The organism is Streptomyces sp. NPDC026301, from assembly GCF_055567935.1.
In genome coordinates, this window is the sequence record NZ_JBVHPN010000023.1 from 24,193 (window position 1) to 46,315 (window position 22,123).

A 22,123-nucleotide genomic window follows, 5' to 3' on the forward strand; every position below is an offset into this window, starting at 1 on the left:
CCTTGAGTACTTGCTTGCTGGTACGTACGCGCCTTCGGGTACGTGCTGGTCTGCGGCTACGTGCCCACCCGCGAGGACGTCGCGGCGTGAGCGGTACGCACACCGTCCAGCCTCCCGCCGCGGCCACCGGGCCCGCAATCGTGGCCGACCACGAGACGCACCACGAGATCAACGGCGGTCTCCGCCCGTGACCCAGCTCCTCGAACGTGCCGCCGCGCTCGCCCTGCTGTCCTCCGAGGCCGCCCGCGCCCGGGCCGGAACGGGCCGACTGCTCCTGTTCCGGGGGCCCACCGGGACAGGCCGCAGTGCCCTGCTGGACGCCGCGGCCCGGCACGGCGGGCAGCACGGGATGCGGGTGCTGCGCGCCGACTGCTCCGCCGAGAGCTCCCGCACCGCGTTCGGCGCCGTACTGCAGCTGCTCGACCCGCCGCCCGACGCGGGCCTGGCCGACGACGTGCGCCGGGCGCCCCACCACCACGACGTCCCGGCCCGGCTGTGGCGGCTGCTGCGCTCGTACGCGGCCGCCGCACCGCTCCTGCTGACCGTGGACAACGTCCACCTCGCCGACTCCGCGTCCCGGCGCTGGCTGACCGAGGCCGCCCGCCGGCTCGCCGAACTGCCGGTCCTGCTGGTGGCCGGCGAGCGCGTCCAGTACGACATCGCGCCGCCGGGCCCCGGCCTGGCGCACGCCCTGGCGCCCGCGTTGGTGCGCGCGCACGCACCGGCCCCGCTGAGCCGGGGTGCGGCCGAGGCACTGGTCCGGGACGCCTTCGGGGCGGACGCGGCGGACGCCTGGGTGGAGGGCTGCGTCCGTGCCGGTGCCGGCCTCCCGCTGTTGCTGCGGGCCCTGCTGGACGACCTGCGCGCGGTGGTTCCGGACGGCGGGCAGGAGGGGGTGGCACTGCCGGACAGCTGCGCCGACCTCTACCCGGGGGCCTACGCGGCCGCCGTCCTGTGGTGGCTGGACAGCGCCGGGCCCGAAACGGCCGCCGTGGCCCGCGCCCTGGCCGAACTGGAGGAAGCCGGCGGGGGGACCGAGCACGTCCCCGACGACCTGCTGGCGGAGGTGAGCGGGGCCGGGCTCGCCCGGGTGCCGGGATGGATCACCGCGATGACCCGGCTGGGTCTGCTGCGCCGCGACCCGGGCCACGGCGGCCCGCTCTTCGCCCACCCCTTGCTGCGCGATGCGGTGCTGGACGGCTGGCCGCAGGAGGACCGGCTCGCGTTGCACCGCCGGGCCGCGGCGCTGCGGTACCGCCGGGGCGACCGCGCCGAAGCGGTGGCCCGGCACTTGCTGCGGGCCCCCTCGACCGGTACGGAGTGGGCCGCCGGCACCCTGCTGGACGCGGCGGCCGACGCCTCCCGCGCGGGCCGGGACGGCGACGCGGCCGCCTATCTGCGCGGCGCGCTCGACGCGCCGATGCCGCCCGAGCGCCGGGCCGCGGTGCTCAACCGCCTCGGTGCGCTGGAGTTCGCCACCGTACGGTCGGCGGGGATACCCCGGCTGGCGGAGGCGCTGCGCCTCCAGCAGGCGCCCCGGCAGCGGGTGCTGACCGCGGTCACGCTCGGCACCGCGCTGGTCCACAGCGGCGAGGCGCAGGCCGCTTTCGACGTGCTGCGTGGCCTCGACGACCAGGACGATCCGGTGCTGGCCCGTACGGTGCAGACGGCGGCCGCGCTGCTCTCCGACCACGACCGGGACATCCGGCGCGAGGTGCACGAGCGGCTGCGGAAGACCGCCGAGCAGTACCCGGCCCTGCTCAGCCCGGCCGTGCGGACGCTGCTGGTGCGGTACGAGGCGGGCGCGGGGCTGCTGTCGGCCGAGGCGGCCATGGAACAGGTCCGGGAGCTCGTCGCGGCCCCCGAGGACCGGTTGCTGATGCCGTATCAGCTGAGCGCGGCCGCCGCCGTCGCCCAGTGGGCGGACGCGCTGGAGGACGCCGACCGGCTCGTACGGGACGGCCTGACCGAGCGCCTGTCGCCACTGCACCCGGCCCACCACTCCCTGCTCAACACCCGCGCCGACACCGCCGGGTCGCGCGGCCGGTACGCATGGCAGCCCGCGGACCTCTCCGGCCGGCGGCCATCCGCCGCGGATTCCGGGCGGGTCGCGCCGACCAACTTCCGTGCGCACGCCGTCCTTTCACTCGTACGCGCCGGCCGGCTGGCCGAAGCCGGCCGGCTCGCGGCGCCCGTACACGTCGACGAAGCCACCGACGGCTGGGAGCTGAACCGCTTCCTCTACGCCCGCGGCGTGCTGCGCGCCGCGGGCGGTGACCACGTGGGCGCGCTGGAGGACTTCCTGAACTGCGGGCGGCGGCAGACCGCCCGGGACATCCTCAACCCCGCCGTGTCCGCCTGGCGTTCGGCCGCCGCCGAGTGTCACCTGGCGCTCGGCCGGCCGGCGGCGGCCCTGCCCCTCGCCGAGGAGGAGTACCGGCTCGCGCAGGTGTGGCACACGCCTCGCGTACTGGGCCGGGCGTTACGCGTCCTGGGCGCCGCCACCGGCGGACGGCACGGACTGGAACTCACCGAACAGGCCGTCACCGTCCTGCGGGACGGCGCGCCGGGGCCCGTGTCGGATGCCGGGTACGCAGCAGCGGACGCCGGGCCGCCGGACGCGCTGGACATCGAACTGGTCCCGGCGCTGATCACGCACGGCCGCCGGCTCGCCGCCGCCGGGCACCCGCGCCGGGCCCGGCCCCTGCTGCGGGAGGCCGCCGCCACCGCCGACCGCATGGGCGCCGCGCCGCTCCTCGCCGCGGCCGAGCGGGCGCTGCGCGACAGCGGCGCCCGCCGCGGGCCCGCCCGGCACACCGGCGCGGGCGCCCTCACCGACAGCGAACGCCGCATCGCCGCGCTCGCCGCCGACGGCCGCACCAACGCCGAGATCGGCGCCCTGCTGCACCTCGCCCGCCGCACCGTGGAGACCCACCTGACCAGCACCTACCGCAAACTGGGCATACAACGCCGCACCGCGCTGCGGGAGGCCCTGGACGGCGACGGCATCGGGGATTCCGACGACCGGCATGCGGGTTAGGGGTTCCTCGCCCAGTCGACGATGGTGTCCCAGTAGTGCTTGGCGATCGCGGAGCGGACGGCCTTGAGGTCGGGGCCGTTACCCACGACGGACCAGGTGCCGCCGCCCTCGACCTTGTCCGCGATCTGCTCCCGGAGCGGCGAGTCCAGGTGGTCCCGGATCAGCCGGAAGTCGGCATCGCTCAGGTCGGCCTTCGCCTCGTTCCCGGCCATCTGCGCCAGCACGTCGGGGATCCCCCGGCTGCCCGTCAGGCTCGTCACCAGGACCACGAAACGGGTGAAGTCCTCGCGCTGCTTGAAGTTGAGGTACAGCTTGTCGGCGTCGAAGCCCATGCGGCCCTGCATGGTACGGATGGAATCGGCGATCGCCGTGCGCATCCCCTGGCCCAGTTCCAGCCGGCGCATGGCGGTGTCGATGTAGCCGAGGAACGACTCCAGGTGGATCCGCTCCTCCACGGGGATCGGGTCGGCCGCCGTGTCCTTGCGGTTCTTGTCGGCGCGCAGCGCGCCGGTGGGATCGAGGGCGGCACCGATCGGGCGGGGACCCTGGCGGTTCTCGGTGGGGCGGAAATTGATGTTGTCGATGTCCGCGTGACCGGCCTCGTTCAGTTGCCGGTTGAAGTGCGGCTTCATCTTGTGCGGGCGCTCGTGGAGGTCGGCCTCCACCTTCCCGGGGCTGTGCTTCAGGCTGGTGAGCATGGCCGGCAGCGAATTCTCGATGGTGAGGTGATCGTTGGTCCGCTGGTTCCCGCCCTTGCCGGGCCCGGGCATCAGGTCGTAGGAGTAGTGCGCGAAGGCGACGGGTGAGGTGTCGAAGTCCATCACCTGCGCCCCGTTGCGCTCCTGTGTCTTCGTGTTGCCGGGCAGGTCGCCCGGGTCCAGGTCCAGGGGCAGTCGCTCGCCCGCGCGGACCGTCCCCAGCAGGGTGTAGTCCCGCCACAGGGTCGCCTCGTCCACGGTGACCGTGTCCCGCTTCGACTTCTGTACCCGGTAGTGGTCGCCGTGAAAGGTGAGCCGGCCGCGGGACCCGTCCCCGGCCGCCACCACGACCTGGCTGCCCGCCTTCAACGCGTCGGTGATGCGGGTGCGTTGCGCTCCGGCGATCGCGCGCTGCACGACGGGTTCCGCGGTCCCTCCGCCCCGCGTCGCCGCCGCGCCCTCCGCGCGCTGTACCGGTGCCGGGCCCGCCAGGGCGCGGGTCGCGTTGGCCTCGGCGGCGCGCTCGTACGCGTCGGACGGGTCGCTGACGCGCAGCCCGTCCCCGCGGTCGGTGCCGGCGACAGGCCCCTGGCGTTGCTGGATGACGTGGGTCAGCTCATGGGCGAGCGTGTGCCGGTCGGTGCCGCCGGCGCCGAGGACGATGTGCTCGCCGGAGGTGTACGCGCGGGCGCCGACCTCGGCCGCCGAACGCTGCGCGACCCCGTCGCTGTGCAGCCGTACGGTGGAGAAGTCCGCGCCGAGCCGGGCCTCCATGTCGCCGCGTACCTCGTCGTCGAGCGGCCGGCCCTGGCTGCGGAGCACGTCGTGCACGGCGGACCGCTGCACGGGGGCCGGGTCCGCGGTCCCGGCCAGTGCGGCCGTCACCGCGGTGTTGCCCGCGGCCCGTTGCAGCGCGGTGATGTCCCCCGCGGTGGGCCGCCCGCCCCGGCCGGTGAGCGCCGCCACCGACCGGGCGAGGCCGGGCCCCGCCTCCGTACGTGCCCGGGCCGATGCCGGCTCCCGGCGGCCCGTGCCCGGGGCCCGCTGCTGTTCCGTGTCACGCATGGTGGCACCCTCCTGTTCGCCCGGGAGTACTCTCCCCTCCCCCGGGCCTCATGAACTCGACGCCTGCGAGCGGCCGAAGAACTCGATCTCGGCGAAGGAGACCTGGTTGTCGGCGTTGGGCTGGTAAGAGGAGCGCACGACGAACCGTACGGAGCTGACCTCGCCGACGCGGAAGGGGACGCGCTGGGCGCCGCTGGCCTGGTCGAGGGTGAAACTGCGGGTGAGGTGGTGTCCCTTCGAGGTCGTGATGAGGGCCTCGACGCGGTGCGGGAGGGTGGCCTTGGTGAGGTCGGCGGGGCGCGCCGACTTGCCGGGGGTGATCAGCAGGTCGAGCAGGCGGACCGGCTCCTGGAACCGTGCCTCGATCCACTCGCCCTCCCCCGCCTGCGTGACGCCGGGTCCCCACCAGGTGTTGTTGTACTTGTCGAAGACCTTCTCGGGGCCGTGGTGCTGGTAGGAGCGGGACGCCGCGACGGTGTCCGGGCCGACCGGTGCCCGCTTGGCGAAGTGGTCGCGTACGGCGTCCACGGCGGTGCCGACGTTGAACGCGGCGGTCACCACCAGGGCGATCACGAGAGCCCAGGCGATCCAGCTGAGGATGCGGCCGAGGTCCCGGCGGAGGCGCGGACGGGACCCCGCCCAGGGCGCGGGACGGTTGTTGCGGTCCAGTATCCGGCGCCACCAGGGAAGCCGGACCGGGCCGTCCGGGCGGGCGGCGAGCGACATGGCGCAGCGGCGGCAGAAGTGCCGGTCGGGGCGATTGCCGGTGCCGCACCACTGGCAGGGGGGACCACCGTCCTCGTCGGGCGCGCCGACGGGGGCCTGTGCCCGGGGCCGGGCGGCTTCCGGCCGGCCGGGGAGCACCGGTGCCACGGAGGGTGCCGCGTCGGCACGTCCTTCGGGGTCCGCCACGGGCACGAGCAGCGCCCTGGCCCGCTCGTCGGCCGCCGCGGAGTCCGGCTGCTGCCGTTCGACGGGGACGGTCGCGGCGTCCTGGGACGTGGTGGTCCCGGGCGGACTCGAGGGCGTGCCGGACGGGCCCGGAGCGGCCGTGTCCGCCTCCTCCGGGCGAGCGGTCACCTGAGCGTCGCTCTCCTGACGGGCAGTCACCTCACTGGCGCGCTCGGGGTCGGTGTTCGTCGTCGGGGCCGCTGCCGGGCCCGGGCCCGGATTCCAGCCGAGTACCGCGCCGCAGCTGTCGCAGAAGGACTGGCCCGGTGCGGCACGGGTGCCGCACTCGGGGCAGTCCACCGGCCGGCGCCGGGCCTCGCCGGCGTCGGAGCCTGAGCCGGAGCTGCCGTAGCCGGCCGCCCGGCCGTCGTTGGCGGCGGGAGAGGTGGGGTCGGTCACCTGTCCGATGTCCTTTCAACTGCGGTCACCTGGACCGTGTAGGGCATGTGTGCGGGGCGGGCGGCTGCGACGAGCCGCTCCAGCCGGTGTGCGTCGGCCGGGCCCGGGTCGGGGAGCCGGAGTGTGACGTGCAGGCGGGGTCGGCGTTCGCCGGGTACCGGGCCGAGCGGCCGGGCGTTCCAGGTGGCGGCGCCGCTCTCGGTGATCTCCGGTGCCACGCCGAAGGCGAGCCGGATCGCCTCCTCCAGGCCGCGCCGGGTGCCGCGGATGCGGTGCAGATGTACGGCGGCGGCGACCGCGGCCCGCAGCTGTGCCGGGTCCTCCGGGAGGTCCGAGCCGCCGTCGGGCGCGGCGCCGACCCACTCGCCGAGCCAGCGGGTGAAGTCGGCCGGGGCGAGTGAGGGGGTGAAGTAGGCGTCCAGGCAGTCCAGGACGTTGTGGATGGGAGCGAGTACCTCGTCGAGCCCGGCGACGAAGCGCTGGGCCAGATCGTCCTCGGCGAAGACGGCGGGCAGCATGGCGCCCAGCGGCGCGGAGGAGCCCAGGCCGTCGATCGACCCCCTCATGACGCGTCCCCGATCACTCGTACGCGGTGGTCGAAGGAGAAGACCAGCGCCGAGGGGTCCAGGTCGATCCGGTCGGTGGCGTCGCCGCGCTTGCCGGTGAGCGGGTCGGCGGGGTGCAGCAGTACTTCGTCGACGAGTTCGACGCCGGGCACCCGCTGCAGGACCGCGAAGACCTCGCCGGCCTGCACCGGCCGCCCGAAGGGCCATCCGGTGCCGTGCGCGCCGCCGGTCAGCGGGTCCAGGTGGCGGTGGAGCGCGTCGTGGGCCTCCCGCCGCACCCGGTCGGTGTCGGTGCCGCGGAAGGCGTGCACGGTCGCGACGACGGTGACGCCCTGGTAGTACGGCGGGCCCACCGCCAGCCGGGTCCCGATCAGCCGCCGGTCGTCGAGGTAACGGGTGATGCGGTCGAGCAGTGCGTCGTTCGGTACGAGCTGTTCGAAGCGGAGCCGGCCGCCCGGGTCGGGCACGGCCTGCGGGATGACGAGGACGCGTACGGCGTGCGCGCCGTGTTCGTCCGGCTCGGCGGCCAGGCAGGTGATGCGGGCCGTCTCGGGCGCCGCGCGGCGGGCCAGTTCCTCGTAGTCGCGCAGGGTGACGGCCCGGTCCTGGGCGCTCAGCGCGATGGGCGCCCGGACCTTGGCCTCCTCCACGGTCTCCCCGTCCACCCCGCCACTGGCCGCCTCGCGGTTGGTGACCTCGGCGACGTACGGGACGGAGTCGCGCAGCACCTGGATGGCGCCGCGGGCGACGTTGCCCGTCCTGCCGCCGCCGGTGCGGTACCGGCGGGCGCGGATGACGGCGCCCTTGGGCGGTACGGCACCGTACTGGCGGAGGGTGCCGTCGGGTTCGCGTACGGCGGGGCCGAAGGCGACCTCGCCGGTGGCGGCGTCGAGGGTGACGTGCCGGTCGTCGGGGCCGGAGGCGGCGAAGTGCCCGACGACCTGCCAGTCGGTCCAGCCGTCGCGCTCGGCGACCTGGAGGTGCAGCGGGGGCGCGTCGCCGACCACCGGTGCGTGGGTGAGGCGCAGCCGGTGCCCCGGCAGCCCGGGGGACTCGCCGAGGAGTTCGTCGCGGACGGTGTCGGCGTGCACGGCGCGGGTGGTGCCGCCGATGGTGAACGCCTCGGCGGAGCGGATGGTGGGCGAGGTGGTGTAGAAGGGCTGGCCCGCGGCGGCTTCGGTGACCCGGCAGCGCAGCCAGCCGGCTTCCCGCCGGCCGGTGCGGGAGAGGACGTGGCCGCCGGGGACGTGCAGGACGACCTCGCCGGGGCGGTTCAGACCGCCGGTGGTGTCACGGTCGACCTCGCAGGCCACCCAGCCGTCCGCGGTCCACGCCTCCCAGGCCAGCGGGGGCTGCCGGGGGTCCACGCCGACGCCGTCGACGCGGCTTCCCAGGGTCAGTACCACTGCGCAGTGCGGTACGGCGGCGCTGAGCCCGAACAGCATCCGGTCGCCCGGGCGCGGCGACTCGGCGAAGCAGTGCACGTCCTTGCCCTCGACGAGGTCGGAGGTCCGCTCGGTCACCTCAGCGCCGTGCGGCTGGACCACGAGATAGGACAACTCGCTCGGCACGACCGTCAGTTCGGCCTCGGTGGCGAAGACGGCCGCTTCCTCGCTCTCGGTGCGCGCGGTGGCGACCTCGGTCCCGACGGCCAGCCGTACGGGCTGCTCCTGGGGTGCGGAGAGCCAGAACGTCACGTCGGCCCGGGCGGCGGACGGCGGGAAGAGCGTGATGCCGAGCAGGTCGAGGAAGGCCAGGTGGTTCTTCTCCGGCACCCGGTTGAGCCGGTAGACGACCTGGTCGGCCATGTGCGCGACGGTCTCGACGAGCGTGACGCCGGGGTCGGAGACGTTGTGGTCGGTCCACTCCGGGGCGCGCTGCTGGATGTAGCGCTTGGCGTCGTCGACGAACTGCTGGAAACGCCGGTCGTCGAGGTTCGGGGAGGGCAGGGCCATCAGCGGTCGCTTCCAATGTGCTCGTCGGGCGTACGGGAAAGAGGGTCGGGGCCGCCGGGCGGGCCGGCGGAGGGGGAGCCGGCCGGCTCGTCGTGCGAGGGAATGACGTAGAACGGGAAGACCAGGCTGCGCGGGTTGTTGGTGCCGCGTACCGCGTAGCGCACGTCGATGTAGAGCACGCCCTGGTCGTCGCCGGCCGTCACGGTGACGTCGTCCACCTCGATGCGCGGCTCCCAGCGGTCCAGGCTGGCGTACACCTCGTGCTGAATGCGGCCCGCCGTGGCCTCGTTGACCGGTGCGAACACCATGTCGTGGATGGCGCAGCCGAACTCGGGGCGCATCGGGCGCTCGCCCGGTGCGGTGGCCAGCACCAGCCGCATGGCCTCCTCGACCTCGCGCTCCCCGCTGACCAGGGCGATGCCGCCCGTGGGGCTGATGCGCAGCGGGAACGACCAGCCGGACCCGACGAACTGATCGGCCATCAGTGGGCCACCTGCCTTCTCTGTTCCGTGCCGTACCGGGTGATCCGCTCGGCCGTCACGGGATCGGGTACGGCTTGTTGTTGACCAGCACGACGCCCTGGAGCAGCAGCGTGGCGGCGCGGATGCCGACGTTGGCGACGGAGTTGACCTGGATCGTGCCGCCGGCGCTGACCGTCGCGGCGCCCACCGCCTTCAGGCTCAGCGCGCCCATCGCGTCCACGTTGACCGCACCGGCGAGGGACTTGAGGTTGACCAGCCCCCGGCCCTGGATGTTGAGCATGCCGCCGCTCTTGATGGTCAGATTGCGGCGGGCGCTCAGGTTCAGGTCCGTGCCCGCCTCGACGGACACCGAACGGCTGCCCTTGATGGTGACGCTGCCGGAGCTGTTGATGGTGATCTCGGTGCCCGTACGGTCCAGATTGACCGTCAGCTTGTCGTCCCCGGTGCTCAGCCGTACGCCGCGCTTGCCGCCGGTGCGCTGGTCGAGCAGGTCGATGCGGTTACCACTGCGGTCGGCGACGGTACGCCGGGTGATGGTGCCCTTCGTGGCGTCGTACAGCGGCACGTCCACCGGATCCGGCTTGTCCCGCCCGTTGTAGAGTCCGCCGATCACATACGGATGGTCCAGAGTTCCCCGGTCGAACGCGACCAGCACCTCGTCACCCACGTCCGGCGTGATCACGCCCCCGCCCTTCACGCCGCCGAACTGCACGGTCCGCGCCCAGTCGCTGGTGTACTTGTCGTCCAGCCAGGGGAAGCGCAGCTTGACCCGCCCCTGCTTGAGCGGGTCCTTGACGTCGGTGACCAGCGCGTTGGCGACGCTCGGCAGTCGTGGCTGCACGCTCGTGCCGCCCGAGGCCAGGCCGTACAGAGAACGCCACTGCCGGCCGCTGACGGTCAGCAGGGTCTCGTAGTGCCGGCCGTCGCCGAAGGAGTGCCGGGCGGCGGTCACCGTGTACTTGCCCTCGAAGGGCGCCCCCACGTCCGCGAGCGCGACCGGGACGCCGGGCCGCAGCTTGGGGTTGCCGCGTACCGTCACCTCCAGTTCGGCGAAGGCGCCGGTCACGTCGTCGGCGAGCGCCTCGGCCGCGTACCGGACCTGGGCCTGGGTGTCGAGCGGGGTGTCGGTCTCCACCAGCGTGGCGGCGCCGAACGCGCTGGAGGCCCGGCCCGGCGTCGTCCCGATGGCCACGCCCGGCGTGGTGGCGGCCGTGGCCCGGCCGACCAGGTCGCGCTTGGTCGTCACGTCCCAGCCGCGCGCCTGCACCGAACTCACCTGGTCGGCGGAGGTGACCGCGGCCCGGCAGCGCAGGATGTCCATGCCCGCCTCCAGGACGAAGGGGCTCTTCTCGCTCGGCGTGCTCACCGGGGGCGCGCCGGAGGCCGGATCGGGCCGGAGGAACTGGAGCTTGCCCTTGGGGCTCAGCGACAGCACCCGCTCGCTCTCGTCCGCCAGCCGGCACACGAAGTCCCAGTCGGTGACGTTGGCCTGGGTGAGGAACTCGTACTTGGCGGTGGTGCCGTCGATCCGGCCGACCGGTACCCGGTCCTGGCCGGCCAGCTTCCGGACGATGTCGGAGGCGGTCATGGAGCGGTAACCGGCGACCCGGCGCTGGCGCAGCATCCGGTGGCCCAGGTCGTAACCCCGTACGACGGTGAACGTCCCGGTCCCGTCGTAGTCCGTCTCCAGCCCCGTCACCTCACCCGTGAGCAGCGGGGACTGGGCCCCCTGCCCGTCGGCCACCGGCGCCAGCACGACCTCCGTCCCGATCGTGATGCCCGCCTCACCGAGCAGCTTCCGCTTCGGGTCGCGGAAGGTGAGCTGGAAGGCTCCGGGCACCCCGGCACCGAAGTCGACCCAGCCACCGACGAGCAGCCGGGCGAGCTCCGGCCTCAGCGGCGCGCCGCCGACCTTGACGTGGAAGACGTTGGAGTAGCCGATCTGCGTCATCAGGAGCCGACCTCTTCAGCGGCGGGGAGCATCAGTTCGGTCCCCGGCCGCAGCTGTGCGGGATTGTCGATGTCGTTGGCCTCGGCGATGGTGCGCCAGGCGGTGGCGTCGCCGTACTCCCGCCAGGCGAGGAACTGCAGCGAGTCGCCCGCCACCACGCGGTGCACCCGGCGCGCGGTGAGCGCGCCGGAGGTGGGGTTCTGGCCGGAGGTCCGGCTCGGGATCTCGTGCAGGTGCACCTGGCAGGTGGCCCGGATGGGCACGCCGGTGGTGCCGAAGAGGGTGTACGAGGCCTCGACGGCGCTGACGTACGCGGTGAAGCGGGCAGTGGAGAACGACCCCCACTCGAACACCACCCACGGCGTCGACGGCTGCTTCGCCGCGATGCTGGCCGAGGTCACCTCGCAGCAGGAGAACAGCGCCTCGACGTTCTTCCGCACATCGTTGCTGTCCGGATTCCCGGACCGGTCCAGGAACACCTCCACCGTCATCTCACGGGGCGCGGACCCCATGAACTCCGGGAGCGCGCCGTCGCGTACGGCGGCGGTCGGCGTCGTCTTCCACTCGGCGCGGCGGCTCAGCGCGAGCTGCCCCGGATTGAAGTCGAAACTGAAGGTGCTGATCAGACCGCCGGGCTTGGTGCTGTACCCAAGGGGCGGCTGGTGGATGGCGAGCGTGGCCCGCACCAGGCTCTTGCCCGCACCGCCCTTTCCCCTGCCGGCCATCTACGCCGCCCCCGCGTCCGTGAAGCCGTGGTGCGCGATCTCCAGCGTTTCGGTGGCCACGGCCGGGCTGGCCGGGTCCAGGGAGGGCCCGCGCCAGCTGACCGGCAGCACGTCGAGCAGCCCCCACCGCGCGACGACCGAGCCGTCCGCGCGCAGCGCCGCGATCTGCGCGGTGGGGCGCACCGCGCCGCTGGTGACGGAGGAGATCCACGCGGCCACCTTGGCGGTGTCCGGGGTGAGCGGCCGGGTCAGCGTGATGTGCGAAAAGCTCACGCGGGAGGGCAGTTGCCACACAAACCCGTTGTTGCCGCCCTCCTGCCGCTGCTCGATCTCCACCTGCGAGGAAAGCCCCTCGCATCCGTTGAAGTCGCCCAGACTCTCCCCGTCGATGGTCAGGTTGAAGAAGATGGTGGAGCCCGGATCCTGGTCCTGAGGCATCGGGTGGGCCTGGCCTTCCTGGTGCTGCGTACTGCTTGGCGCTTGCTGTTTTGCGGGTTATGCGGGTGGGGCGGTGCGGGGCGGTGGTCATCGGCGGGGGTCGCGCAGCCTGCCGATCCGTTCGCGGTCGAGCCGTAGTTCGGTGCGCAGCAGCCGGGTCAGCGGGCCGATGAGCCGATGCGTCAACTCGTCCACCTGCCCGTCCGACAGCTCCCGGGGGTCGAACCCACCGGACCGCGCCCCCGCGCCCCCGCCCTTGCCCGACCCGCCCTGCCGCACGTCCCGCCCACGGGCCGCCCGCTGGACGACGGCGGGAGACTGGGGCGCGGGTGGCGGTGGCGGGGCGGGCGGGGTGTTCTGTACGGGAGGGGGTGGCGGTGCGGGTGCGGGTACCGGTGCCGGTGCCCGCTGTACCGGAGGTGGTGGCGGTGTCGGTGCCGGTGTCCGCTGTACCGGCGGTGTGACGAGCGGGGTGGCCGGTCGCGGCGCGGACGGACGCACGGTCGGCGTCACCGAAGGCGTCACCGCCGGCGTTGCGGACGCCCGCTGTACGGGGAGCTGCACGGACGGCGCCGAAGCCGGCGCTGCCAGCGGCACGGCGGCCCGGTCGCGGTCAGCGGTACGGGCAGCGGTACGGGCAGCGGTACGGGCACGGTCACCCCGCGGCTGTGCCGGGCGCGTGTCCGGCGTACGCATGGTGGGCGTAGCCGCGGTCGTGGGCGTGGGCGCGGTCGCGGTCGTGGGCGCGCTCGTGGGCGTGGCCGCAGTCGCGGTCGTGGGCGCGGCGGGCGGCGCTGTCAGACGCTGGGCCTGCGTGGGAGGCGTGACAGCACGCTGGACTGTGTCCCCGGGGCCGCCTGATCCGGCAGCCGCACCGGTCCTGACGGTCTTGGTGGCCTTCCCTGTCCCTGTGGTACTCCCCGGGCTGACGCGTCGCAGCGCCACCGGCTTCGGACCGCTCTGCGGGGCGGGCGCGGTAGGCGTCACCGGCGCCTCGACATCGGACCGAGCCGGGCGCACCAGCGGTGCCCCCAGCCCTGACACCGGCCGCTGCCGAGCAGCCGTTCGCCCACCGTCCCGCTTCGCGGGAGCGGGCGCGGGAGCGGGAGCAGCCGTGGACACGGGAGCGGGCGCGGGAGCAGGGGACGTGGCAGCCAGTCGCTGGACGACCGGCCGGTCACCGGCTTCGGCGCGTGGCTGTGGCTTCGCCGCTGCGGGCGGTGCCGACACCGGGGCGCCGAGTCCAGGACGGCGTACCGGAGCCGAGGTCGAGGCCGGGGCCGGGGCCGAGGTCGTCGGAGCAGCCGGAGACGCTACAACTGCCGCCGTGGACGCGGAGGTCGCAGCGGCGGGGGGCGTCGGGCCGACGGGAGCAGCCGGACCGGTGGGAGAAGCCGGGACGGTGGGCGATACCGAAGCGGTGACGGCTCCTGGCGTCTCGCCGCCATCGGCCTTGACGGGGGCGCCGAGCCCGGCGGGCCTGCCCGACCGGCCAGGCCTGACAGGACCCATCGGCCCAGCAGCCGGTGCCGGCCGAACCGGCTGAACCGGCCGAGCGGCATCAGCGGGCCCAGCCGGGCGAACGATCTCACCCGGCTGAGACGAACGAGCCCGCTGTACCGGCTGAACCGGCTCAACCGGCCGTTCCGACCGGGCCGTCGCGGGCCGCTGAACGGGAGTGACGGCCTGCTCCGGCACGCTCGCCGACGCGCTGCGCTCCGCAGACCGCTCCGCAGAGCGCTGCACGGGACCGACAGGCGCCGACGACAACGGTACGGCCGCCTCTCCCGGCGGGACCGACACAGCCGTCCGTACCTGCGGTGTCGGTGGCACGGGTACGGACGTCTGCCGCGGCGGTACCGGAGCGGACTCCTCAGCGACCACACTTTCCTGCGAAGCGACCGCGGCGACTGCGGCGACCGCAGCGGCCGGAACAGCCGCCTCAGCCACCTCGGTTGCGGCAGCAGGCTGCCGCACCGGCTCAGGCGCCGGCTCGCTCGCCGTCCTCCGCACCGGCAACGCGGTCGGCAACGTCCTGCGCTGCACAGTGCCGGGAACCGACGCCTTGGTCAACGATGGCTTGGCAACCGCCGCGGCCTCTCGGGACTCCGCGGCCGTCGTGACAGCCGCAGCCGCTGAAGCGCCTACAGGCCGAGAAGCCGCCACAGGCCGCGAGACGTCCACGGACCGCGAACCCGCGACCGGCCTCGTCCCCGCCACAGGCAACGAAGCCGCCACAGGCATCGAAGCCGACTCGGGCATCGGCCCCGACTCGGGCATCGGGCCCGCTCCAGGCGTCGGTGCCGCTTCAGGCGCCGAAGCCGTCGTGCCCGGCCCGGACACCGCAGGCGGCGTCGCGCCCGTCGCAGCGCGACGAGCCGCAGCGCGAGGAGCCGCAGCGACCACCGGTACGACCCGCGGCCCCCGCGCCCGCTGAACCGAGGGGGACCCACCGGACAGCAAGGGCGAGGCAGAGGGCGAGGCGGAGGGAGAAGGAGAGGGAGAGGCAGAGGGCGCACCGGTCACTCCGGCCTCGCCTGCCGCCCCGGCCCCAGCTACGAGCCCGTGCCCGTGTTCATACCCGTGCCCGTGCCCATGCCCGTACGCCTCACCCTGCGCGTCCTCGGCCCGTACCACCGGGAGGGACAGCGCCGGGTCGCCGAGGCCCCGGACGGACGTCGTCGCGGGGGTCAGGGCGTCCCGGATCAGTCCGGCCGGCGCGCTGTCGAGTACGGCGTGCGAAAGCGTGCCCATGAACGCAGGGCTCTGGAAGGACGCCAGCGACGCGGAGAAGTCGGCCGAAGCCACCGTGTGCCGCGCCGGATGCGCCACCGCGCGCTGGATCGGCGGCAGCCCGGCAGGGCCCGTCGCACCGACGGACCCGGACCCGGACACCGGCCCGGCAGCGGCCACAGCCCCAGCACCGGGGCCAGCGCCCGTACCCGCATCGATCCCCGCCACATCGCCCCGGCCCCGCCGGAACCGGTCGAGCATTCCCATTACCGCTCCGCCTCCGCGCGGGTCACCAGCGTCGCGATCTGCTCTACGTACCGGCGCCGGTCGCGGTGTTCGAGGTCCAGGATCTCCTCCAGGCTCCAGTGGAAGTGGTAGGCGATGTACGCGATCTCCTCATGCATGCGGTCGGTCGCGTACGTCACGATTCCCCCAGGCGGCTCCCGCCGAGTTCGACCTCGAACGGCTGCTCGCAGTGCGGACACGACACCCCGGCCCGCGTGTGGCCCTCGGCGTTGATCTGCCGGTAGAAGTCCTGCAGGAAGGCGAGGTCGGAGGCGAACATGTTCTCCACCACGCCGTCGTGCACCAGCGGCAGCGAGCCCAGCCGGGTGATCACCCGGCCGAGCAGCACCACCGACAGATAGGCCGGGTTCTCCTGAACCCGCAGATCCCGCAGCGGTACCAGTTCGTCCTTGGCGGTCGCTAGGCGCATCACCCCGTCCCGGTGGACGGTCCCCGACTCGTCGACGTAGCCGCGCGGCAGCTCGAAGGCGAACTCGGTGCTCAGGCTGCGCCGCTGCGGCGCCGCGGGGGCGGCCGCGGGCGGGGGCGCGATTCCGGTGGCCGCGGCCCCGGTTTCCGGACCGGCTTCCGGCCCGTCTTCGGGACCGGCAGCCGGCGCCGCCGCGGCGGGCGACCTGGGAGCGGTACGGCGCATTACTCGATGACCAGTTCTTCGAACGTGATGGTCACGGTCTCGGTGAGCGCGGACGCCTCGCCGGCCTTCACCGTGCTGGTGTCGACCTTGCTGCACCAGGCGTTGCGCATGTTGTACCGCTTGACCGGGTTGTTCTGATAGTCCATCACCATGATGGTGGCGTTCTTGCGGGCCGTGCTCATGACCCCGGCCACCGACTCGGTGATCCACTGGTTGAAGGCCGCGGACTGGGTCATGCCGCGTACGACCGTGCAGGTGCCCGCCTTCTTCACGCCGGGCAGCTTCTTCGTGACGGGCTTGCCCTGCGCGGAGACCTGCTGGTACTCGATGACGTCCTGCTCGATGGTCAGGCCGTTGACCTCCTGGAGGTACTCGACCATCACGCCGTCGATCTGGAGGCCGAAATTATGTGAGGTGAGGGCGTCACCCGGCTGGAGACTCATGGGTCGTCCGGTGTCCTTTGCTGATTACTGATCGTGCGGAGAAGAGGTGCGGAGGGGAGACAGGGGCTGTTACTCCTCCAGCTCGCCGCTGCCGCTGGAGAACTGGGCCAGTCGGAAGATCACGAACTCCGCCGGCTTGACGGGCGCGATGCCGATCTCGCAGATGACCCGCCCGAGGTCCACCGACTCCTGGGGGTTGGTCTCGGCGTCACACTTGACGTAGAACGCCTCCTCCGGCCGGGAGCCGAAGAGCGCGCCCTCGCGCCACTCGGTGACGAGGAAGGCGGAGACGTTGCGCCGGATCCGCGCCCACAGCTGCTGGTCGTTCGGCTCGAACACCACCCACTGGGTGCCGATCAGGATCGACTCCTCCAGGTAGTTGAAGTACCGACGGATGTTCAGGTAGCGCCAGGCCGGGTCGGAGGCGAGGGTGCGGGCGCCCCAGACGCGGATGCCGCGGCCCGGGAAGGCGCGGATGCAGTTGACGCCGATCGGGTTGAGCAGGTCCTGCTCGCCGCGGGTGATCTGCATCTCCAGGTCGACGGCGCCGCGGACGATCTCGTTGGCGGGCGCCTTGTGCACGCCGCGCTCGGAGTCGTTGCGGGCCCAGATGCCCGAGATGTGGCCGCTCGGCGGGACGGTGCGCGACTCGCCGGTGGCCGGGTCGAAGACCTTGATCCACGGGTAGTAGAGCGCCGCGTACTTGGAGTCGTAACCGGCGGTCTCCTGGCGCCAGACGCGGATGCCGCGGGCGTTGAGGCCGGGCGGCGGGTCGATGACGGCCACCCGGTCGCCCATCAGCTCGCAGTGCGCGATCAGGCCGAGCTGGACTGCCTTGACGGCTTCCAGGTCGATCGCGCCGCGCTGGTAGGCGGCCATCAGGTCGGGGACGGCCACCATCGAGATCTCGTCGACCGCTTCCAGGCCGCCGAAGCCGGTGCGGTCGGCGGAGTCGCCGAGGTACTGGGCGGGGCCGGGGTGGCTGCCGTCCGCCTCGCCGGCAGCGGGGGCGGCGGCCGGGGCGGGAGCCGGCGCGGGCAGGGCCACGGTCTGGTTCTCGGGGCGGGCCAGCTGCGCGGCGGGGGCCGCCTCCTGCACGGAGATCAGCTGGGAGCGTTCCTTGACCTGGGTGACGACGTAGTTGCGGCCGCCCTTCTTGGCGGTGACGTCGAAGGTCTCGGCGGTCTTGCCGCCGTCCTTGACGATCAGCCGGAACCGCTCGGCGGGACCCTCGCCCTCGGCGTCCGCCACCTCGACACTGAGCCCGTCGCCGCCGCTGCCGGGCGCGAGGGCCGCGACCTTGAACGTACCGAGCGCCTGCGGCTCACCGGGCGGCAGCGCCGCGGGGGTGGTGGTCCGGCCGGCGACGGCGGCCGGTGCCTGCCCGTTCTCGCCGCCCTTCGCCCCGCCGACCCGCACGATGTACGCGGCGGAGCCACCGTTGTTGAAGAAGCCGTAGACGGAGTGCGCGAGGTAGTACCCGTCGGTGAACTCACCGAACTCGGCGACGTACTGAGTCCAGTTGGTGACCAGCGTCGGCTTGTTCAGCGGTCCGCTCGGGGCGAGTCCGACGAAGGCCGCGACGGAGGTGCCCACCCCCTCAATCGGGCGCGAGCCACCGGCCACCTCCTCGACGTAGACGCCCGGCGACAGGTACGACGACATGCTCTGCTCTCCTCGCGATGCTGGACACGATCCGAGATCACCCTCCGGGACGGTCCGCACCCAGGTGAACGTCCTCCGGTTCCTTCTTCAGGGCAGCGCCGGTGCCCTGAAGGACAGCAACCCGATGTCCCTGCCGGCCGTCCCCGGCCGTCCCCGGTGCCGCACGGCCCGCCGGTTGCGTACCAACAGGGCAGAGTGCGGCGCGCGTTCGGGCATCACTCCTGCCCCGTGGCCTCCTGACCTGCGGCCGGGCCCTGCCGTAGCGTCGCGGGCGTGAGCATCTGGACCTCCCTCGAGCCCTCGTCCGCCACCGTGGACCCCGGCAACACGACCTCCGTACGGCTGAGACTCCGCAACACCGGCGACGTCGTCGACGAGTACCGCTTCGTGCCGGTCGGCGACATCGCGCCGTACGTGACCGTGGAACCCGCGACGGTCCGGCTGTACCCGGGCACCACGGGGACCGTGGAACTGACCTTCGCGCCGCCGCGCACCCCCGACGCCACGGCCGGGCCGAATCCGTACGGCGTGCAGGTCATTCCCACCGAACACCCGGACGCCACCACCGTCGTCGAGGGCAACCTCACCATCACGCCCTTCAGCGAGATACGGGCCGAACTGGTCCCGCACACCGTCAAGGGACGGTTCCGGGGGCGCCCGAAGCTGGCCGTGGACAACCTCGGCAACACCAAGCTCACCGCCTCGATCGCGGGCGGCGACCAGGCTGACGAGCTGTCGTACGAGATCAGGCCGGCCAACGTACAGATCGATCCCGGCCGCGCCGCGTTCGTGGACGCCACCCTCAAGCCCCGCCAGATCACCTGGGCGGGCCACAAGCAGCAGCGGCCCTACAACCTCGCCGTGCGGCGCTCGGGCAGCGAACCGATGGCGGTGGACGGCACATACGTACAGCGCAGCGTCTTCCCCTACTGGCTGATGACGGTGCTGGGCCTGCTGCTCGCGCTCACCATTACGGGGCTCATCCTCTGGTTCACCTACCAGCCGGCGGTCAACACCAAGGCCCAGGAGAAGCCCGCGAACGGTGCCGCCGCCACGCTGCCGCCGCCCACGGAAGCCCCCAAGCCCGAGCAGCAGCAGACCGAAGCGCCCGCGGACTCCGGCGGCCAGGAGCAGAAGCCGGCCCCTCCGGCGAATCCGGCCCCCGCCAAGCCCGCCGACGGCGGGCCGGACAACGGCCTGCCGCCGACCCTCACCCGGGTGCTGGTCAAGAACGTGACCAACCAGACGTGCGCCGACATCCCCACTGACCAGGGCCGCCCCGACGGCCCCGTCAACCAGTCGGGGTGCAACAGCGCCACGTCCGACAACCAGCTGTGGAACCTGGACAAGAAGCTCGACCACGGCGGGCCGAACGGGGCGCCCGTCTTCGTCATCCGCAACGACAAGGACGGGCTCTGCATGGACCTGCCCAACTTCGGCGGCGCCCGCCCGGCGACGCGGGTGACGGAGTTCAGGTGCAACGGCACGCCCGACGACAACCAGCTGTGGTGGCTGGACAAGAAGGCCGAGGGCCGGTACTGGATCCGCAACGTCAAGAGCGACAACCAGTGCCTGGACTCGCAGGTGGCGGACAGCCAGGACCGCAACCTGAGCATCTTCCCCTGCGCCGACGAGGCCCACAACAACCACGAGTGGACCTTCCCCACCAGCAGCTGACCGGGTCCCCGTCCGTCAGGTCACCGTGAGGCCGACCTTGGCGGTGGCCGCCGAGCTGGTGCCCACGTAGAGGTCGAACGCGCCCGGCTCCACGGTGAAGTGTCCGCGGCTGTCGTTCGTCCAGAAGCCCAGGTCCTCGGCGCCGAGGCGGAAGCGCACCGTGGTGTGCTTCCCCGGCTCCAGGGTCACCCGGCGGAAGCCGCGGAGCCTGCGGACCGGCTGGGTGAGGGAGGCGGCGCGGTCGTGCACGTAGAGCTGTACGACCTCGTCGCCGGCCCGCTCGCCGGTGTTCCGCACCTCGACCGACACCTCCAGGGTGTCGCCCTTGCGCAGCGCGTCGGCGGCCACGCCCGACCGGCTGAGCTTCGGCTCGCCGAGCGCGAAGTCGGTGTAGCTGAGCCCGAAGCCGAACGGGAACTGCGGGCCGTCGGGCAGGTCCAGGTACTTGGACGTGTACTTGTTGTCCGGGTCGTAGGGACGCCCTGTGGACTCGTGGTTGTAGTGGATCGGGATCTGGCCGACCGTACGGGGGAAGGAGACCGGGAGCTTGCCGCCCGGGTTCACGGTGCCGAAGAGGACGTCCGCGATGGCGTGGCCTGCCTCGATGCCGGGGTGCCAGGCTTCCAGTACGGCGGGCGCCTGTTCCAGCCAATCGCCGAGGGTCAGGGGGCGGCCGTTCACGAGTACCACCACGAACGGCTTGCCGGTGGCCGCGACCGCCTCGACCAGCTTCTCCTGCGCGCCCGGCAGCGAGATGTCGCTGCGCGCCGCGGCCTCGCCGCTGATCGCCGGGGGCTCGCCGACCACGACGACGGTCACCTCGGCGGCCTTGGCGGCGGCGACGGCCTCGGCGATGCCGCTGGTGTCCTTGCCCGCCGCGTCGACGCCCTTCGCGTACGTGACCTTCGCCTTCGGCGCGGCCTTCTTCACCGCGTCCAGCACCTTCACCGCCGGGAACTTCTTCTCGGCGGCCGGGATCACCCAGGTGCCGAGCAGGTCGGCGGAGTCGGCGAAGGGGCCGACGACCGCGATCGAGGAGGCGCTGGCGGAGAGCGGCAGGACGGGCCCGCCCTTGCCGGAGTGCGCGGAGTTCTTCAGCAGGACCATCGAGCGGCTGCCTGCGGCGCGGGCCGCCTTGCGGGCCGCGGCGGACGGCTCCGTGATCTCGTCCTTCTCCTCGACGTAGGGGTGGTCGAAGAGGCCCAGTCGGAACTTCAGCTGCAGGACCCGGTACACCGCGTCGTCCAGCCGGCTCTGCTCCAGCTTGCCGGCGCGCAGCAGCTTCTTGCCGTTCTCGACGAAGTGGGTGCTGGTCATCTCCATGTCGACGCCGGCGTTCAGCGACAGCCGCGCCGCGTCGGCGCCGTCCTCGGCGAAGCCGTGCGCGATCAGCTCCTGCACGCCGGTGAAGTCGCTGACCACCAGCCCGTCGAAGCCCCACTCCCGCTTGAGGATGTCGGTGAGGGTGTGCGGGTTGCCGTGCGCCGGCACGCCGCTGATGGTGTTGAAGGACGCCATGACGGTCGCCACGCCGGCGTCCAGCGCGGCCTTGAACGGCGGCAGGTAGAGGTTGCGCAGCCGGGACTCGGAGACGTCGACCGTGTTGTAGTCACGGCCGCCCTCCGCGCCGCCGTACGCGACGAAGTGCTTGGCACAGGCCGCCATCCGGTCCTTGGCCTGGAGGTCCTTGGGGTCCTTGCCCTGGTACCCGCGTACCTTGGCGGCGGCGAACGCCGAGGTGAGGTAGGGGTCCTCGCCGTTGCCCTCCGCGATGCGGCCCCAGCGCGGCTCGTGGGTGACGTCCATCATCGGGGCGAAGGTCCAGTGCACGCCGCTGGAGCGGGCCTCCTTGGCGGACACCTCGGCGTCCGCTGCGGTGACCTCCGGGTCGAAACTGGCCGCCTGGCCGAGCGGAATGGGGAAGTTGGTCCACATGCCGTGGATCACGTCCAGCCCGAAGACCAGCGGGATGCCGAGCCGGGACTCCTCGACGGCGATCTTCTGCAGGGCGTTGGTGGTCTTCGCGCCGAAGAGGGAGAAGACCGAGCCGAGCATGCCCTTGCGCGCGGCGTCCTCGACCGCCTTGGTCTCGCCGCCGCCGGGGCCGGTGTCCCAGGTCCACGGCAGCTGCTGGAGCTGGCCGAACTTCTCGTCGACCGTCATCCGGCCCATCAGCTGCTTGATCTTCTGATCGTACGGACCGGAGGCGCGGGGAACGCCTCGTGCGGCCGGGGCGGCGGCCTGCGCGTTCCCCGATCCGAGGAGCCCGCCGACAACGGCTGTACCACCGGCCGCACTCAGAAGCGTGCGTCGTCGCATCCCCTGCATGAGTTCACCTTTTCGGCAATGGACAGGCTGCATTGCCTGCCCCGAATTCAGAAGGTGAATGGACGTT

At 73.1% G+C, this 22,123-nt stretch carries 15 protein-coding genes; 2 read left to right on the forward strand and 13 right to left on the reverse strand.

All coding sequences use genetic code 11. The features are described from left to right. The first annotated feature begins 187 nt into the window (after nucleotides 1-187). Nucleotides 188-3,040, forward strand: a complete 2,853-nt coding sequence (locus ACZ4MH_RS30395; protein ID WP_467754792.1) for an AAA family ATPase — start codon at nucleotides 188-190, stop codon at nucleotides 3,038-3,040. Here ACZ4MH_RS30395 and ACZ4MH_RS30400 read toward each other — a convergent pair. The 12 genes from ACZ4MH_RS30400 to ACZ4MH_RS30455 form a co-directional block, all read right to left on the reverse strand. Further along, nucleotides 3,037-4,803 carry an eCIS core domain-containing protein gene (locus tag ACZ4MH_RS30400; RefSeq protein ID WP_351593308.1) on the reverse strand — a complete coding sequence of 589 codons (1,767 nt, stop codon included), beginning with the start codon at nucleotides 4,801-4,803 and terminating at the stop codon, nucleotides 3,037-3,039. The genes ACZ4MH_RS30395 and ACZ4MH_RS30400 overlap by 4 nt on opposite strands. Before the next feature lie 48 nt (nucleotides 4,804-4,851). Continuing rightward, nucleotides 4,852-6,153 carry a zinc ribbon domain-containing protein gene (locus ACZ4MH_RS30405; RefSeq protein WP_351593311.1) on the reverse strand — a complete coding sequence of 434 codons (1,302 nt, stop codon included), beginning with the start codon at nucleotides 6,151-6,153 and terminating at the stop codon, nucleotides 4,852-4,854. After that, nucleotides 6,150-6,719 carry a phage tail protein gene (locus ACZ4MH_RS30410; protein WP_351593314.1) on the reverse strand — a complete coding sequence of 190 codons (570 nt, stop codon included), beginning with the start codon at nucleotides 6,717-6,719 and terminating at the stop codon, nucleotides 6,150-6,152. The genes ACZ4MH_RS30405 and ACZ4MH_RS30410 overlap by 4 nt, the downstream gene beginning before the upstream one ends. Continuing rightward, nucleotides 6,716-8,674: a putative baseplate assembly protein gene (locus tag ACZ4MH_RS30415; protein WP_351593317.1), complete on the reverse strand. Its 1,959-nt coding sequence runs from the start codon at nucleotides 8,672-8,674 to the stop codon at nucleotides 6,716-6,718. The genes ACZ4MH_RS30410 and ACZ4MH_RS30415 overlap by 4 nt, the downstream gene beginning before the upstream one ends. Beyond that, a complete protein-coding gene (locus ACZ4MH_RS30420; RefSeq protein WP_351593320.1) occupies nucleotides 8,674-9,156 on the reverse strand; it encodes a GPW/gp25 family protein in 483 nt (160 codons plus the stop codon). Before ACZ4MH_RS30420 ends, ACZ4MH_RS30415 begins: the two co-directional genes overlap by 1 nt. 55 nt (nucleotides 9,157-9,211) lie before the next feature. Next, nucleotides 9,212-11,107 (reverse strand): VgrG-related protein, encoded by a 1,896-nt coding sequence (locus ACZ4MH_RS30425; protein ID WP_351593322.1) that lies wholly within the window; start codon nucleotides 11,105-11,107, stop codon nucleotides 9,212-9,214. Next, nucleotides 11,107-11,832 carry a CIS tube protein gene (locus ACZ4MH_RS30430; RefSeq protein ID WP_351593324.1) on the reverse strand — a complete coding sequence of 242 codons (726 nt, stop codon included), beginning with the start codon at nucleotides 11,830-11,832 and terminating at the stop codon, nucleotides 11,107-11,109. The genes ACZ4MH_RS30425 and ACZ4MH_RS30430 overlap by 1 nt, the downstream gene beginning before the upstream one ends. Beyond that, the gene (locus ACZ4MH_RS30435; RefSeq protein ID WP_351593326.1) at nucleotides 11,833-12,270 is read right to left on the reverse strand and encodes a phage tail protein; all 438 of its coding nucleotides are present in this window, start codon (nucleotides 12,268-12,270) and stop codon (nucleotides 11,833-11,835) included. A gap of 2,999 nt (nucleotides 12,271-15,269) precedes the next feature. Further along, nucleotides 15,270-15,428, reverse strand: coding sequence for a DUF6760 family protein (locus ACZ4MH_RS30440; RefSeq protein WP_351593329.1), 159 nt, complete (start codon nucleotides 15,426-15,428; stop codon nucleotides 15,270-15,272). Next, nucleotides 15,425-15,943 (reverse strand): hypothetical protein, encoded by a 519-nt coding sequence (locus ACZ4MH_RS30445; protein WP_351593332.1) that lies wholly within the window; start codon nucleotides 15,941-15,943, stop codon nucleotides 15,425-15,427. Before ACZ4MH_RS30445 ends, ACZ4MH_RS30440 begins: the two co-directional genes overlap by 4 nt. Continuing rightward, entirely contained in the window at nucleotides 15,943-16,386 is a 444-nt protein-coding gene (locus tag ACZ4MH_RS30450; protein ID WP_351593335.1) for a phage tail protein, read from the reverse strand. The genes ACZ4MH_RS30445 and ACZ4MH_RS30450 overlap by 1 nt, the downstream gene beginning before the upstream one ends. Nucleotides 16,387-16,455: 69 nt before the next feature. Continuing rightward, on the reverse strand, nucleotides 16,456-18,051 hold the full coding sequence (locus ACZ4MH_RS30455) for a phage tail sheath family protein (RefSeq protein ID WP_351593338.1): 1,596 nt from the start codon (nucleotides 18,049-18,051) through the stop codon (nucleotides 16,456-16,458). 273 nt (nucleotides 18,052-18,324) lie between these two features. Between ACZ4MH_RS30455 and ACZ4MH_RS30460 the strand changes: the two genes are divergently transcribed. Further along, entirely contained in the window at nucleotides 18,325-19,728 is a 1,404-nt protein-coding gene (locus ACZ4MH_RS30460) for an RICIN domain-containing protein (protein WP_351593341.1), read from the forward strand. Nucleotides 19,729-19,743: 15 nt separating this feature from the next. Here ACZ4MH_RS30460 and bglX read toward each other — a convergent pair whose 3' ends face one another. Continuing rightward, nucleotides 19,744-22,056, reverse strand: a complete 2,313-nt coding sequence (gene bglX / locus ACZ4MH_RS30465) for a beta-glucosidase BglX (RefSeq protein WP_351593344.1) — start codon at nucleotides 22,054-22,056, stop codon at nucleotides 19,744-19,746. Between the last annotated feature and the right edge of the window lie 67 nt (nucleotides 22,057-22,123).